Annotated in this window: 14 protein-coding genes and 1 tRNA gene; 12 read left to right on the forward strand and 3 right to left on the reverse strand. The window is 66.8% G+C overall.

Annotated elements, in window-relative coordinates:
* Positions 1-172 precede the first annotated feature (172 nt).
* The 3 genes from hslU to I8J34_RS11235 all read right to left on the reverse strand — a co-directional run bounded on the left by hslU (position 173) and on the right by I8J34_RS11235 (position 3,290).
* Positions 173-1,507, reverse strand: coding sequence for an ATP-dependent protease ATPase subunit HslU (gene hslU, locus I8J34_RS11225; protein ID WP_214361498.1), 1,335 nt, complete (start codon positions 1,505-1,507; stop codon positions 173-175).
* 26 nt (positions 1,508-1,533) lie between these two features.
* A complete protein-coding gene (gene hslV, locus I8J34_RS11230) occupies positions 1,534-2,070 on the reverse strand; it encodes an ATP-dependent protease subunit HslV (RefSeq protein WP_214361499.1) in 537 nt (178 codons plus the stop codon).
* An 89-nt stretch (positions 2,071-2,159) separates the two neighbouring features.
* Positions 2,160-3,290: an STAS domain-containing protein gene (locus tag I8J34_RS11235; RefSeq protein ID WP_230411797.1), complete on the reverse strand. Its 1,131-nt coding sequence runs from the start codon at positions 3,288-3,290 to the stop codon at positions 2,160-2,162.
* A gap of 283 nt (positions 3,291-3,573) precedes the next feature.
* Here I8J34_RS11235 and ybgC point away from each other — a divergent pair, with 283 nt between their 5' ends.
* The 12 genes from ybgC to I8J34_RS11295 all read left to right on the forward strand — a co-directional run bounded on the left by ybgC (position 3,574) and on the right by I8J34_RS11295 (position 14,527).
* Entirely contained in the window at positions 3,574-4,011 is a 438-nt protein-coding gene (gene ybgC, locus I8J34_RS11240) for a tol-pal system-associated acyl-CoA thioesterase (RefSeq protein WP_214361500.1), read from the forward strand.
* Between the two features lie 2 nt (positions 4,012-4,013).
* Positions 4,014-4,688: a protein TolQ gene (gene tolQ / locus I8J34_RS11245; RefSeq protein ID WP_214361501.1), complete on the forward strand. Its 675-nt coding sequence runs from the start codon at positions 4,014-4,016 to the stop codon at positions 4,686-4,688.
* A gap of 14 nt (positions 4,689-4,702) precedes the next feature.
* Positions 4,703-5,125 carry a protein TolR gene (gene tolR / locus I8J34_RS11250; RefSeq protein ID WP_214361502.1) on the forward strand — a complete coding sequence of 141 codons (423 nt, stop codon included), beginning with the start codon at positions 4,703-4,705 and terminating at the stop codon, positions 5,123-5,125.
* Positions 5,126-5,130: 5 nt separating this feature from the next.
* The gene (locus tag I8J34_RS11255) at positions 5,131-5,937 is read left to right on the forward strand and encodes an energy transducer TonB (RefSeq protein WP_230411798.1); all 807 of its coding nucleotides are present in this window, start codon (positions 5,131-5,133) and stop codon (positions 5,935-5,937) included.
* 34 nt (positions 5,938-5,971) lie between these two features.
* Complete coding sequence (gene tolB, locus I8J34_RS11260; protein ID WP_214361504.1) at positions 5,972-7,252, forward strand: Tol-Pal system beta propeller repeat protein TolB; 1,281 nt, start codon at positions 5,972-5,974, stop codon at positions 7,250-7,252.
* 39 nt (positions 7,253-7,291) lie between these two features.
* Positions 7,292-7,822, forward strand: a complete 531-nt coding sequence (gene pal / locus I8J34_RS11265; RefSeq protein WP_214361505.1) for a peptidoglycan-associated lipoprotein Pal — start codon at positions 7,292-7,294, stop codon at positions 7,820-7,822.
* 38 nt (positions 7,823-7,860) lie between these two features.
* The gene (gene ybgF, locus I8J34_RS11270) at positions 7,861-8,538 is read left to right on the forward strand and encodes a tol-pal system protein YbgF (RefSeq protein WP_230411799.1); all 678 of its coding nucleotides are present in this window, start codon (positions 7,861-7,863) and stop codon (positions 8,536-8,538) included.
* 8 nt (positions 8,539-8,546) lie between these two features.
* Positions 8,547-9,206 carry a 7-carboxy-7-deazaguanine synthase QueE gene (queE, locus tag I8J34_RS11275; protein WP_214361507.1) on the forward strand — a complete coding sequence of 220 codons (660 nt, stop codon included), beginning with the start codon at positions 8,547-8,549 and terminating at the stop codon, positions 9,204-9,206.
* A gap of 5 nt (positions 9,207-9,211) precedes the next feature.
* The gene (queC, locus tag I8J34_RS11280; RefSeq protein ID WP_214361508.1) at positions 9,212-9,952 is read left to right on the forward strand and encodes a 7-cyano-7-deazaguanine synthase QueC; all 741 of its coding nucleotides are present in this window, start codon (positions 9,212-9,214) and stop codon (positions 9,950-9,952) included.
* Between the two features lie 39 nt (positions 9,953-9,991).
* A tRNA-Lys gene (locus I8J34_RS11285) sits at positions 9,992-10,067 on the forward strand.
* 127 nt (positions 10,068-10,194) lie between these two features.
* Entirely contained in the window at positions 10,195-13,608 is a 3,414-nt protein-coding gene (locus I8J34_RS11290; protein WP_230411800.1) for a hybrid sensor histidine kinase/response regulator, read from the forward strand.
* Positions 13,601-14,527, forward strand: coding sequence for a response regulator transcription factor (locus I8J34_RS11295; protein ID WP_214361510.1), 927 nt, complete (start codon positions 13,601-13,603; stop codon positions 14,525-14,527). Before I8J34_RS11290 ends, I8J34_RS11295 begins: the two co-directional genes overlap by 8 nt.
* Positions 14,528-14,614: the final 87 nt, after the last annotated feature.

Genomic DNA, 14,614 nt, shown 5'->3' on the forward strand with positions numbered 1-14,614 from the left:
TTTACGCTCCACGCTTCCTCCCCACGCTCGGTCGCCCTCACGCAGTTGCGCTTCACTTCGTTCGCTGTGATCAACTTACGGCGGGACTCGCACCCGCAGGAGTGCGCCCATGCTGGGCGCACAACGAAAAAGCCCCGCAACTGCGGGGCTTTTTCATGAGAATGGCAAACGTTTACAGCACGTAGCGCGCCAGATCCTCGCGCTCAGCCACGGCCTCCAGGCAGTCATCCACATAGGCCGCATTGACCACCAGATCGCCCACACCCGCCTTGCCGGCGTTGAAGGAGATCTCCTCCAGCAGCTTTTCCATCACCGTGTACAGGCGGCGCGCGCCGATGTTCTCGGTCTTTTCATTGACCTGGAAAGCGATCTCGGCCAAGCGGCGGATGCCCTCGGGCTGGAAGTCGATCTTCACGCCTTCGGTCTCCAGCAGCGCTTCGTATTGCCGGGTCAGGCAGGCGTCGGTGCTGGTGAGGATGCGCTCGAAATCATCGACGCCGAGCGAGTCGAGCTCGACGCGGATCGGGAAACGGCCCTGCAGTTCGGGAATCAGGTCGCTGGGCTTGGACAGGTGGAAGGCGCCGCTGGCGATGAACAGGATGTGATCGGTCTTGATCATGCCGTACTTGGTGCTCACCGTCGTGCCTTCGACCAGCGGCAGCAGATCGCGCTGCACGCCCTGGCGCGAGACATCCGCCCCTTGCGCTTCCGAGCGCGAGGCGACCTTGTCGAGCTCGTCGAGGAAGACGATGCCATTCTGTTCGACCGCACGCACCGCCTCGGCCTTGACCTCTTCATCGTTGATCAGGCGGGCGGCCTCTTCGTCGGCGAGCAGGCGCAGGGCCTCCTTGATCGGCAGCTTGCGGGCCTTCTTGCGCCCGCCGCCGAGGTTCTGGAACATGCCCTGCAATTGCTGGGTCATCTCTTCCATGCCCGGCGGGGCGAAAATCTCGGCGCTCATCGACGGCAGCGCCACATCGACTTCGATCTCCTTGTCGTCGAGCTCGCCCTCGCGCAGTTTCTTGCGGAATTTCTGGCGCGTACCCGAATCGGCGGCGGGCGCCTCTTCGTTGCTGAAGCCGACGCCGCGGGCCGGCGGCAACAAAATGTCGAGGACGCGGTCTTCGGCGGCATCGGAGGCGCGGTCGCGCACCGAGTTCATGGCGCGCTCGCGGCCGTCCTTGACGGCGATTTCGGCCAGATCGCGGATGATGGTGTCCACATCGCGGCCGACATAGCCCACCTCGGTGAACTTGGTCGCCTCGATCTTGATGAACGGCGCGTTCGCCAGCCGCGCCAGGCGGCGCGCGATCTCGGTCTTGCCGACGCCGGTGGGGCCGATCATCAGGATGTTCTTGGGGGTGATTTCGCTGCGCAGCGGCTCGGCCACCTGGGCGCGACGCCAGCGGTTGCGCAGGGCGATGGCCACGGCGCGCTTGGCGCGGCCCTGACCGACGATGTGCTTGTCCAGTTCGGAGACGATCTCCGGCGGGGTCATTTGCGTCATGATCTGCTCGGCTCGCATGCCGGACCTCAGCCCAGCACCTCGATGGTGTGATGTTGATTGGTGTAGATGCACAGGTCGCCGGCGATCGCCAGCGATTTGCTGACGATCTCCTCGGGCGGCAGGTCGGAGTTCTCCAGCAGCGCGCGCGCGGCCGCCTGGGCGTAGGCGCCACCGCTGCCGATGGCGACGATGCCCTGCTCGGGTTCGAGCACATCGCCATTGCCGGTGATGACCAGGGAGTTTTCCTCGTCGGCCACCGCCAGCATGGCTTCGAGCCGGCGCAGCATGCGGTCGGTGCGCCAGTCCTTGGCTAGCTCGACGGCGCTGCGCAAGAGATTGCCTTGGTGCTTTTCGAGCTTGGCTTCGAAGCGCTCGAAGAGCGTGAAAGCGTCGGCCGTGCCGCCGGCAAAGCCGGCCAGGATGCGGTCGTGATGAATGCGGCGCACCTTGCGCGCGCTGCCCTTGATGACGATGTTGCCCAGCGTCACCTGACCATCGCCCCCCAGCGCCACGCGCCGTCCGCGCCGTACTGAGAGGATGGTGGTGCCGTGATACTGTTCCATGCCGATTCCGAATCGCCCGCTTGGGGACGTGTGGTTAACGCCGTCCGTGCGATTGACGCAGCACCCCGGCAATTGAACCCATCTGGGGCCTATCGCCGCAATTGCAAGCGGGCGACCTGATCGATGCCCATCACGCGCAGCAACGCGGCCACCATGGCGTTGACGTTCTTGAGCACCACCAGCTTGCCCTGCCCCTGCAGTTGCGCCAGCACATTGAACAGGCTGCCGGCACACACGAAGTCGAGCCGGCGCAGGCGCGCACAGTCCACTTCCACATGATTGCGCTCGGCCGCATAGGCCGCCAGCTGACGCAAGGGATCGGCGTTGGCGCCCATCACCTCGCCTTCGAGCACGAAGCCTTCGTCCATCTGCACCGCCGAGGCCAGCTCGGAGGTCGTCGATACCAGTTCGGCCACCGCCTTGGGCTCCCAGGAGGGCGGCGACTCTTCGAAGGTGATCGCATAGTCGAGCGCGACCTCTTCGAAGCGCTCGATTTCATCGGTCTGCTGGAGCATGTCGAGCAGCAGCAGCCACATCTGTTGGTTCTCGCGCCGGCCGGCCAGAACCTGGCCACCGAGCATGTTGGCGACGGTACTGGCCCCCGCCAGACGGATCGTCACGGCGGCGTCCTTGAGGTCGGCGATCAGCGTGCGCAGCAAGGCACAGCCGGCCTCGTCGGCCGAACGCAGGCGCGACAGGTCGATGCGCACCGCACCACTCTTGCGCCCCGCTTCGCGCACCCGCTCGAACTGCTTGGCCACCTGGTCGGTGAGCGCCGCACCCAGGGCCACCGCCGGCGCCGCCGGCGCGCCGTTGGTGCTGGTCGGGGTATCGGCCACATCCCAAGGCGGCGGAGATTTCTCGAAGCTGCGCGCGTAGGCGATCACGCACTCGTCGAATTCGGCGCGCTTGCCGGAGAGTTTGTAGAGATCGAGCAGCATCAGCCACATCGGCTCGCCCTGGCCTGGCGTCAGCCCGGCGACGAAGTCGCTCAGCACCTGGGCAGCCAGGTCATTCTGACCATTGGCATAGAGCACGGCGGCATCTTCGGCCACGCCGGCAAAGGCATCGCCCCCCTCCTGCACTTCGATCTTGCCCGCGCACTCAGCCAGCGCGCGCGCCACATCGCCGCCCGCAGCGCCGAAATCCAGCGTCGACAGCTCGGAACGCGGCCCTTTTCCGGTCCCGTTGCCCGATGTTTTTTTATGTGACGAACCCACCAAGATTGTCTCCCTCCCGTCCACCGCGCGGACGTCCCCACCCATCATGACGGCCAGCGCATACCTGCACGATGACTCGATCACCTGGGGGGGTCGGCGCACAGCGAACCGGGCGCGTATTCGCAGTGCAACATGCGCACTGCAAGCTCAGAATAACACCGCACAATTGTCATCGCAGCAATGCCTTCAAAACTATTGTGCGCCTACGCGACGAAAAGTTTTGTTAAGGATTGCACCAGGAATGCGACGCAACAGCCGGGCTGCTCTCGGCTAAAATAGCGCGATGCTCCCTACCGATCCGGCCATCGCGCTCGCCCCCGACACCCTGACGATCCGCGTGTATTACGAAGACACCGATGCGGCCGGCGTTGTGTACTACGGCAGCTACTGGCGCTTCTGTGAGCGCGGGCGCACCGAATGGCTGCGACAACGGGGCTTCGATCAGCAGCAATTGCTCACCGACACCGGCATAGCCTTCGTCGTACGCCGGGTCGAGGGCGACTATCTGCGGGCCGCCCGCCTCGACGACACGCTGGAAATCGTCACTGCGGTGGGCACGCTGAAACGGGCCAGCCTGGCGTTTTCGCAGAAAATCATGCGCGGCACGGAACTCCTGTTCGACGCCACGGTCACTGTCGCCTGCCTGGACACTCGGCGAAACCGGGCCGCAGCCATCCCCGATCACATTCGAAAAACACTGAACCCGGGCCAACCGGGCTGACCATGCCAATCACACAAGACCTGTCGATCCTCTCCCTCATCGCCGAAGCCAGCCTGCTGGTCAAACTGGTGATGGCCCTGCTGGCGGGCCTCTCCTTCATGTCCTGGTACTGGATCTTCCGCAAATGGTTCTCCATCGGCAGCGCGCGGCGCAAGTCGCTCCACTTCGAGCGCAGCTTCTGGAGCGGCGGCGACCTGAACAGCCTCTACCAGAGCGCCGGCAACGACCGCCACAACACAGGCCCGATGGAGCGCATCTTCGAATCGGGTTATCGCGAATTCTCCAAGCTGCGCGCCAAGAACGCCGACCACGCCACCGTGGTGGACGGCGCGCGCCGCGCCATGCGCGCCACCTACCAACGCGAGGTCGATGAGCTCGAAGCTCATCTGGCCTTCCTCGCCTCGGTCGGCTCGGTGTCGCCCTACGTGGGCCTGTTCGGCACGGTGTGGGGGATCATGAACGCCTTCCGCGGGCTGTCGAACGTCACCTCGGCCACGCTCGCCCATGTCGCCCCCGGCATTGCCGAAGCCCTGGTCGCCACGGCTATCGGCCTGTTCGCGGCGATTCCGGCCGTGGTGGCCTACAACCGCTTCGCCCACGACATCGATCGCCTGTCCATCCGCCTCGAGAGCTTCATGGAAGAGTTCTCCAACATCCTGCAGCGCCAGTTGCGCTGAGCGGAGGAGTCGCCATGCGTGAGCGCCGCCTGATGAACCAGATCAACGTCGTGCCCTACATCGACGTGATGCTGGTGCTGCTCGTCATCTTCATGGTCACCGCGCCGATGATCCAGACCGGTAGCGTCGAATTGCCCAGCGTCGGCAAGGCCTCGCAGACGCCGGCCGAGCCGCTCCGGGTCGTCGTCCAGGCCGACGGCACGGTGGCCCTGCGCGACGCTGCCCAGGAGCCGGTGCCGATGCCGCTCGAGGCCGCCGTCGCCGAACTCCGCCAACAACAGTTGGACAACCCGGCGCGGGCGGTGCTCATCGCCGGCGACCGCGAAGCGCGCTACGACGCGGTCCTCAAAGTCATGGACGCGCTGCAACGCGCCGGCATCGACAAGATCGGCCTGCTGGTCCAGCGCGGTGACAGCGAGCCGGCCGCCAAACGATGACGCACATGCAGGACCGCCCGGAACCGGGCAAACGCCTGTCGTTCGTGCTCGCCGCGCTGGTGCACCTGGCATTGGCGGCTTTCCTGTTCTTTGGCGTGCGCTGGCAGAACGAACCGCCGGCGAGCGTCCAGGTCGCCCTGGTGAGCGCACCGCCGTCGGTGCCCGTGCGGGCAACGCCGCCCGAACCCAAACCGGAGCCGAAGCCGACGCCGAAACCCGAACCCAAGCCGGAACCGAAGCCCGAGCCCAAGGCGCCCGAGATCAAGATCCCGGAAAAGAAGCCAGAACCGAAAAAGCCCGAGCCGAAGAAACCCGAGCCGAAGAAACCGGAACCGAAACCGGAGCCCAAGAAGCCCGAACCGAAAAAGCCGGAACCCAAGCCCACCCCCAAACCGGCGCCGAAGCCCGAGCCGAAGGTCGACCGCTCCAAGGCCATCGAAGACGACCGCATGCAGGAACTGCTGGCGATGGATGCGCAGCGTGCGCGCGACGCCGAACTGCTCAAGCAGGAACTGCGATCAGCGGCACGCGGGCGGGCACTGGACAGCTACATCAATGCCATTCGGGTCAAGGTGCGCGGCAACATCATGCTGCCGCCTGGGGTCAGCGGCAATCCAGAAGCCACCTTCGTCGTCGACCAACTGCCCGACGGCACGGTGATGGAACTGCGCCTGAAGAAGAGCACCGGCCACGCCGCACTGGACGAAGCCATCGAACGGGCGATCCGCAAGTCCAGCCCGCTGCCGACACCCGACGACAAAGCCCTCTTTGCCCGTACACTTGAGTTCAAATTCCGCCCGCTAGAACAATAGAAGGGGTTCGGTATAATCGCCCCGGGAACCTGAGATGATGAAACTGACTGATTTGTTTCGATTTTTGTTGATCGCCCTGCTCACCGTCGTCGTCACGCCGGCGCGCGCGCAGTTGTCGATCGAGATCACCGGGGCGGGCGCCAACCGTTTCCCGGTGGCGGTGGCAGTCATGGATGGCGAGGCGCAACTGCCGCGCAGCGTCACCGAAGTGGTGCGCGGCGACCTGGAGCGCAGCGGCCTGTTCTCGCTGGTCGAGATGGGGCCGCGCCCGATGGGCGAGTCCGTGCCGCCCGATTTCGCTTACCTGCGCACCCGCGGTGCCGACGCCATTGCGGTAGGCACCGTGGTGCCGGCGCAAAGCGGCAAGTACGAAGTGCGCGTGCGCCTCTACGACACCCGCCAGGAGGCCCAGCTCGACGCCCTCACGCTGACCATGACGCCGGCCCAGTACCGCGCCACCGGCCATCGCATCGCCGACGTCATCTATGAGCGCATCACCGGCCTCAAAGGCGTGTTCTCGACGCAGATCGCCTATGTCGTCAAGAGCGGCAACCAGTACAAGCTGCAGATCGCCGACTCCGACGGCGCCAATCCGCAGACCGCGCTGGCCTCCAACGAACCGATCATTTCGCCCTCCTGGTCGCCCGATGGCAGTCGCCTGGCCTATGTCTCCTTCGAGGCGAAAAAGCCGGTGGTGTATGTCCACACCCTGGCCACCGGCCTGCGTGCGGTGGCCGCCAACTTCAAGGGCTCCAACTCCGCCCCCGCCTGGTCGCCCGACGGCAACCGCCTGGCCGTGGTGCTGACCAAGGACGGCCTGTCGCAGCTATACACCGTCAACCCCGACGGCTCCGGCGTCACCCGCCTGGCCAGCTCGTCGAGCATCGACACCGAGCCGGCCTTCAGCCATGACGGCAAGTGGATCTACTTCACCTCCGACCGGGGCGGCAGCCCGCAGATCTACCGCATCTCGACCCAGGGCGGGCGCGCCGAGCGCGTCACCTTCGAGGGCAGCTACAACGTGACGCCGCGCCCCTCGCCCGACGGCCAGACCATGAGCTACATCGCCCGCACCGCCAATGGTTTCCAGGTGGCGATCATGGATGTGGCCACCCGCCAGTTTGCCGTCCTGACCGACACCGGTCGGGACGAGTCGCCCAGCTTTGCCCCCAACAGCCGTATGATTCTCTACGCAACAGAGATCGGCGGCCGGGGGGTGCTTGCCGCTGTTTCGTCCGACGGGCGAATCAAGCAACGTCTCTCGGTCCAGGCCGCCGACGTGCGTGAACCCGCCTGGGGACCTTTGCCCCGCTAGTCGATGACTAGCAACCTCATGACTCAAGGAGTCTATTCAATGCGTTACCCCCTCGCCGCCTCCATGCTCGCACTCAGCCTGCTCGCAGGCTGCTCGAGCACCCCGATGAGCTCTGATCAGGGCGCCGCTGTCGAAGACCGCTCGGCCAGCTCTGCCGGCTCGATCCCGACCGTCCGCCCCGATCAGCCGCAAGGTGCCGGTCTGGCCGCCCTGCGCGACCCGAACAACATCCTGTCCAAACGTTCGGTGATGTTCGACTACGACAGCTTCACCATCCGCGGTGAGTTCATGCCGCTGGTCGAAGCCCATGCCCGCTTCCTGGTCGCCAATCCGCAGATGAAAATGCTGATCCAGGGCAGCGCCGACGAACGCGGCAGCCGCGAGTACAACCTCGCGCTCGGCCAGAAGCGCTCCGACGCCATCAAGAAGGCCCTGATGCTGCTCGGCGCACAAGAAACGCAGATCGAATCGGTCAGCCTGGGTGAAGAGAAGCCGCGCTGCACCGAGCGTACCGAAGCGTGCTACGCCGAGAACCGTCGCGGCGAAATGCTCTACGCCGGGGAATTCTGATGATGCGGCCGGCCCCCTGGATAGCGCTGGTTGCAGCGATGCTCACGTGGCCGGCACATGCTGGCCTGTTCGACGATGCCGAAGCGCGCAAGGAAATCATCCGCATGCGCGACGAGCACGCCGCACGCCTCGATACGCTCGAGGCCAGCTCACGGGCGAACCTGCAACTGGCCAACCAGATCGAGGCCATGAAGGCCGAGGTGGCCAAACTGCGCGGCGATGTCGAGCTGATGATGCACGACATCGAATCGGTGAAGAAGCGTCAGCAAGACTTCTATGTCGACCTCGACGCCCGTCTGCGCAAGCTGGAAACCGGGGGCGCCGGCCCATCGACCCAGATCGACCCCGCGGCGGAATCCCGCGATTACGAAAGTGCGTTGAACCTGCTCAAGGGGGGCAAATACCCCGAGGCGGCCGACGCCTTCGACGCTTTCATTGCCGCCTACCAGGGCAGCAGCTTCCTGCCGAGCGCCCATTTCTGGGCCGGCAGCGCCGCCCTGCAGGCCAAGGACACGGCCCGTGCCACACAGCACTTCAACACCGTGGTCAACCAGTGGCCGCAGGACGCCCGCGCACCGGACGCCCTGCTTGGCGTGGCCAATGCCCAGCGCGCCATGGGCGAGCGTCGCCTCGAGCAGAAAACGCTCAAGGCCGTGATCGATCAGTACCCCGACAGCGCCGCCGCCAAGTCGGCCAAGCAGCGCCTCGGTAGCTGAGCCGCCGTATGAGCATTACCCCCTCCGTCACCCGCTTGCGGGTGACGGAAATATTCGCATCCGTCCAGGGCGAAGCCTCGCGCGCCGGCCTGCCGACGGTGTTCGTCCGCCTCACCGGCTGTCCGCTGCGCTGTGTGTGGTGCGATACCGAGTACGCCTTCACCGGCGGTCAGACCCGGACGCTGGCGGCGGTCCTCGACGAGATCGCCCACCACGGCCTGCCGCACATCTGCGTCACCGGCGGCGAGCCCCTGGCCCAGAAAGGCTGTCTCGCGCTGCTCACCGCCCTGTGCGACGCCGGCTACGACGTCTCACTGGAGACCAGCGGCGCGCTCGACATCGCCCCGGTCGACCCGCGCGTCAGCCGCATCATGGACCTCAAGGCCCCTGGCTCCGGCGAACTCGACAAGAACCGCTGGGACAACCTGGCGCTGCTCACCGACCGCGACGAGCTCAAGATCGTCATCGCCGACGCCGAGGACTACGCCTGGGCCTGCGAGCAACTGCGCACCCGCGCGCTGGCCACCCGCTGCCCGGTGCTGTTCTCGCCGGTGGCCGGCCAGCTCGACCCTGCCGATCTGGCCGAATGGATCGTGCGCGACCGCCTGCCGGTGCGCTTTCAAATGCAACTGCACAAAGTGCTGTGGGCCGACGCCCGCGGCCGATAACCATCATGAGTGAATCCACCGAACTGCCGCCGCGCCGCGCCGTCGTCCTGCTCTCCGGCGGGCTCGATTCGGCCACCTGCCTCGCCATCGCCCGCGAACAGGGCTTCGAGTGCTACGCCCTGTCCGTCGCCTACGGTCAGCGCCATGCCGCCGAGCTGACCGCCTCCAAGCGCGTCGCCGACAGCCTGGGCGCCGCCGAGCATCGCCTGGCGCGCGTCGGCCTGGGCCAGTTCGGCGGCTCGGCGCTGACCGACCCCACCATCGACATCCCGATCGACGCCCGCGGCACCCAAGCGTCACCGATCCCGGTCACCTATGTGCCGGCGCGCAACACCGTGATGCTGTCGATCGCCCTAGCCTGGGCCGAAGTGCTCGGCGCCCGCGACATCTTCGTCGGCGTCAACGCGGTCGACTACTCCGGCTATCCGGACTGCCGGCCTGAATACATCCAGGCCTTCGAAACCATGGCCAATCTGGCCACCAAGGCCGGCGTCGAAGGCGAACGCCTGACGATCCACGCACCGCTCATTTCGCTGAGCAAGGCCGAGATCATCCGCCGCGGCAACGCGCTGGGCGTCGACTACGCGCAGACCGTCACCTGCTACCAGGCCGACGACGGCGGTCGCGCCTGCGGCCGTTGCGAAGCCTGCCGCCTGCGCCGCGCCGGCTTTCTCGACGCCGGCGTGGACGACCCCACCCGCTACATCGGTGGCAAACCTCCCGAAATTTCTCTCGGATCGCCTTGACAGGGTAGGGATCGGTTCCTATAATTCGCGCTTCCTTACGGGTCGTTAGCTCAGTTGGTAGAGCAGCGGACTTTTAATCCGTTGGTCGCGTGTTCGAGCCACGCACGGCCTACCAGGACACCAAGGGCCGAGTCGAAAGACTCGGCCCTTTCCGTTTTTACCGCCCCGAATCGCGCCGCCCTGGCCGCCCTACGCTGTTGTGCGCATGCGCGCCGGCCCGCGCGACCGGTATGCTATCGGGCGTGCCGAACACCACTGCCACCCCCTCTCCGTCACCGCTTGCCGACGACGCCCGCCGCGCGCCGGCGCAGCGTGTCATCAAGGTGCGGCGCGACTACAACAGCTGGGTGGCGCGCGAGACGCTGGAAGACTACGCGCTGCGCTTCACGCCACACAGCTTCCGCAAGTGGTCGGAGATGCGCGTCGCCAACACCGCCTTCGGCGCCTCGGCCTTCCTGGTGCTGGAGGCGGTGGGCGGTGCGTTGCTGGTCAGCTACGGTTTCTGGAACGCGTTCTGGGCGATCCTCGCCACCGGGCTGATCATCTTCCTGGCCGGCGTGCCGATCAGCCAGTACGCCGCCCGCTACGGGCTGGACATGGACCTGCTCACCCGCGGCGCCGGCTTCGGCTACCTGGGCTCGACCATCACCTCGCTGATCTACGCCAGCTTCACCTTCATTTTCTTCGCCCTCGAGGCGGCGATCATGGCCTATGCGCTGGAGCTGGCGCTGGACATCCCGCCGGCCTGGGGCTACCTGATCTGCGCGCTGGTGGTGATCCCGCTGGTGACCCATGGCGTGACCGTCATCAGCTGGCTGCAGGTGGTCACCCAGCCGCTGTGGATCGTGCTGCTGGTGGTGCCTTTCGTCTATGTGCTGGGCGAGAACCCCGGCGTGCTCGCCGGCCTGGTCGCCTACCCCGGCACCGACGGCCAGCACGGCCGTTTCGACCTGCTCGGCTTCGGCGCGGCGCTCACCGTCGGCATCGCGTTGATCACCCAGATGGGCGAACAGGTGGACTACCTGCGCTTCATGCCCGAGCGCACCGCGCGCAATCGCCGCCGGTGGACGCTGGCGGTGCTCATCGGCGGGCCGGGCTGGGTGGTGCCGGGGGTCATCAAGATGCTCGGCGGCGCCATGCTGGCCTATCTGGCGATCAGCCATGCGGTGCCGCCGGAGCGCGCGCTCGATCCCAACCAGATGTACCTGGTGGCCTACGAATACGTCTTTTCCGATCACCGCTGGGCGGTGGCCGCCACCTTGGCGCTGGTGGTGGTATCGCAGCTCAAGATCAACGTCACCAATGCCTACGCCGGCTCGCTGGCATGGTCGAACTTCTTCGCGCGGTTGACGCACAGCCATCCGGGCCGGGTGGTGTGGGTGGTGTTCAACACCGGCATCGCGCTGGCGCTGATGGAGCTGGACGTGTTCCAGGCGCTGGGGCGGGTGCTCGGGCTGTATTCGAACATCGCCATCTCCTGGCTGATGGTGGTGGTGGCCGACCTGGTCATCAACAAGCCGCTGGGGCTGTCGCCGCCGGGCATCGAGTTCAAGCGCGCCCATCTCTACGACATCAACCCGGTCGGCGTGGGCGCCATGCTGCTCGCCTCGGCGCTGTCGGTGGCGGCCTACTTCGGCCTCTTCGGCGACGGCGCCCAGGCCTTCTCGGCACTGATCGCGCTGGTCACCGCGCTGGTAGCCTCGCCCCTGATCGCCTGGGCCACCGGCGGGCGCTACTACATCGCGCGCACGCCCGACACGTTTGACGCACACAGCTGCCGCTGCGTGATCTGCGAGCGCGAGTACGAGGCCGACGACATCTCGCGCTGCCCGGCCTACGGCGGCCCGATCTGCTCGCTGTGCTGCTCGCTCGACGCCCGCTGCCACGATCAGTGCAAGCCGCATGCGCGCCTGTCGTCGCAATGGACCGCAGCCATGCAGCGCCTGCTGCCCGAGCGCCTGTGGCCGTATCTGGACAGCGGCCTGGGGCACTACCTGATGCTGATGGCGGTGATCCTGCCCTTCCTCGCCTTGCTGCTGGGCATGCTCTACTACCAGGAGCTGCGGGTGCCGGGCGAGGCGGCGGCCACGGTCGGCCCGGCGCTGGGCGCGGCCCTGCTCAAAGTGTTTGCCGCGCTGGTGCTGGTCAGCGCGGTGGTGGCCTGGTGGCTGGTGCTCACGCACAAGAGCCGCCAGGTGGCGCAGGAGGAGTCCAATCGCCAGACCGCATTGCTGATGCAGGAGATCGAAGATCACCGCCGCACCGACGACGCGCTGCAGCAGGCCAAGCAGGTGGCCGAGCTGGCCAACCAGGCCAAGAGCCGCTACATCACTGCCATCAGCCATGAGCTGCGCACCCCGCTCAATTCGATTCTCGGCTATGCGCAGATTCTCGACGGCGACGAGGCCATTCCGCCGCAGCGGCGGCAGGCGATCAGTGTCATCCGCAGGAGCGGCGACCACCTGCTGTCGTTGATCGAGGGCACGCTCGACATCGCCCGCATCGAGGGCGGCAAGCTCACGCTCGAGCCGCGCGCCATCGACTTCCCCGCCTTCCTGCACCAGATCGTGCGCATGTTCGAGCTGCAGGCCACCCGCAAGGATCTGAGCTTCGACTACCAGCCGCAGGGCACGCTGCCGGCCGTGGTGCGGGCCGACGAGAAGCGGCTGCGCCAGATCCTCATCAACCTGCTCGGCAACGCGGTCAAGTTCACCGAGCGTGGCGGCGTGCGCTTCGGCGTGCACTACGCACGCGAGATGGGCACCTTCACCATCGAAGACAGCGGCCCGGGCATCGCCGAGGCGGACATCGAGCGCGTGTTCGAACCTTTCGGCCGCGGCAGCACCGCGGGCAAGACCGGCGGCGCCGGCCTGGGGCTGACCATCAGCCGCATGTTCGCCGACGTGATGGGCGGCGAGCTCAAGCTCGACCGCAGCGCCACCGCCGGCACCCGCTTCATCGTGCGCCTGTTTCTGCCGCAGATGCATGGCGCCGAGGCGGCCATGCCGCAGGCACCGCGCCAGCGCACCGGCTACGAAGGCCCGCGCAAGCGCATCCTGATCGTCGACAACGAGCGCGATGACCGCGAGATGCTCGCCGGCATCCTCGAATTCCTCGGCTTCAAGGTCACGCAGGCCGCCTCGGGGCTGGAATGCCTCAAGCTGCTCGACGCCTTCCAGCCCGACCTCATCTTCATGGATCTGGCCATGCCCGGCATCGACGGCTGGGAGAGCATCCGCCGCATCCGCCAGGGCAAGGCGCGCGAGGTGAACATCGCCGTACTCTCGGCCAACGCCTTCGACAAGGGCCTGGACAACGATGTCGGCCTGCCGCCCGAAGACTTCATTCTCAAGCCCTTCAAGATGGACGCCCTGCTCGACTGGATCGGCCAGCGACTCGGCCTGACCTGGACGCACAAAGCCGAGGCCTCGCCACCGCCCCCGCCGGGCACCCTCGTCATGCCGCCCGACGATGCGCTCGACGCGCTCGCCGACGCGGTCGAGATGGGCTATGTGCGCGGCATCCTCGCCCAGCTCGACGCCATCGAAGCACGCGATGCGCGCTACGCGCCTTTTGCCGAACGCATCCGCCAGATGGCCACCGCCTTCGAGTTCGATGCCATCATGCATCTCATTTCGCAGGATGCCGATGTCTGAGCCCGCCGCCCCGCGTGTCGTCCTGATCGTCGACGACATCCCCGACAACCTCGCGCTGCTGCATGATGCGCTCGACGCGGCCGGCTATGCCGTGCTGGTCGCCACCGACGGCCCCTCGGCACTGGCCCGCGCGGCACGCCAGCAGCCCGACGTGATCCTGCTCGACGCGCTGATGCCGGGCATGGACGGCTTCGAGGTGGCGCGCCGGCTCAAGGCCGACTTCGGCACCGCGCACATTCCCATCGTCTTCATGACCGGCCTCACCGAGACCGAGCATGTGGTCGCCGCCTTCGACGCCGGCGGCATCGACTATGTCACCAAGCCCATCCGCCCGCCCGAGGTGCTGGCCCGCATCGCCGCCCACATGCACGGCGCGCGGCAGATGTCGTTGGCGCGCAACGCGCTCGACGCCAGCGGCCAGGCCACCGTGGCGGTGCGCCTGTCCACCGGCGCGCTGGTGTGGCAAACGCCGCTGGCCCGCCGCCTGCTGGCCGACTTCCTCGGCACCGAGACCGAGCGCGCGCCGCGCCAGCTGCTGCAATGGATCGAATCGGCCGCCGCCACCCGCAGCGACGGCCGTGCGCCGCTGCCGCTGTCGCTCAGTGCCGGCGACCGGCGGCTGACCTTCAACCTGCACGAGCAGACGCCCGACGGCGAATGGCTGCTCGGCCTGCGCGAAGAGTCCGACCGCGCCAGCATCGACGCCCTGCTGCCGGCCTTCGGCCTGACCGCGCGCGAGGCCGAGGTGCTGTACTGGGTGAGCAAGGGCAAGACCAACCGCGACGTCGGCGACATCCTCGGCCTGTCGCCGCGCACGGTGCACAAGCACCTCGAGCACATCTTCGCCAAGCTCGGCGTCGAAACCCGCACCGCCGCCGCCACCCTGGCGATCAACAAGCTGAAGACCGGCGGCGACTGAGCCTCCCGCGCCGTGGCGGCCGCCGCACCGACAAGGCGGTCAGCCGCGCCGTCTATAGTTCCTAGAGACACCTGCCACACACAACCG

It is taken from the genome of Denitromonas iodatirespirans (assembly GCF_018524365.1).
GTDB lineage: Bacteria > Pseudomonadota > Gammaproteobacteria > Burkholderiales > Rhodocyclaceae > Nitrogeniibacter > Nitrogeniibacter iodatirespirans.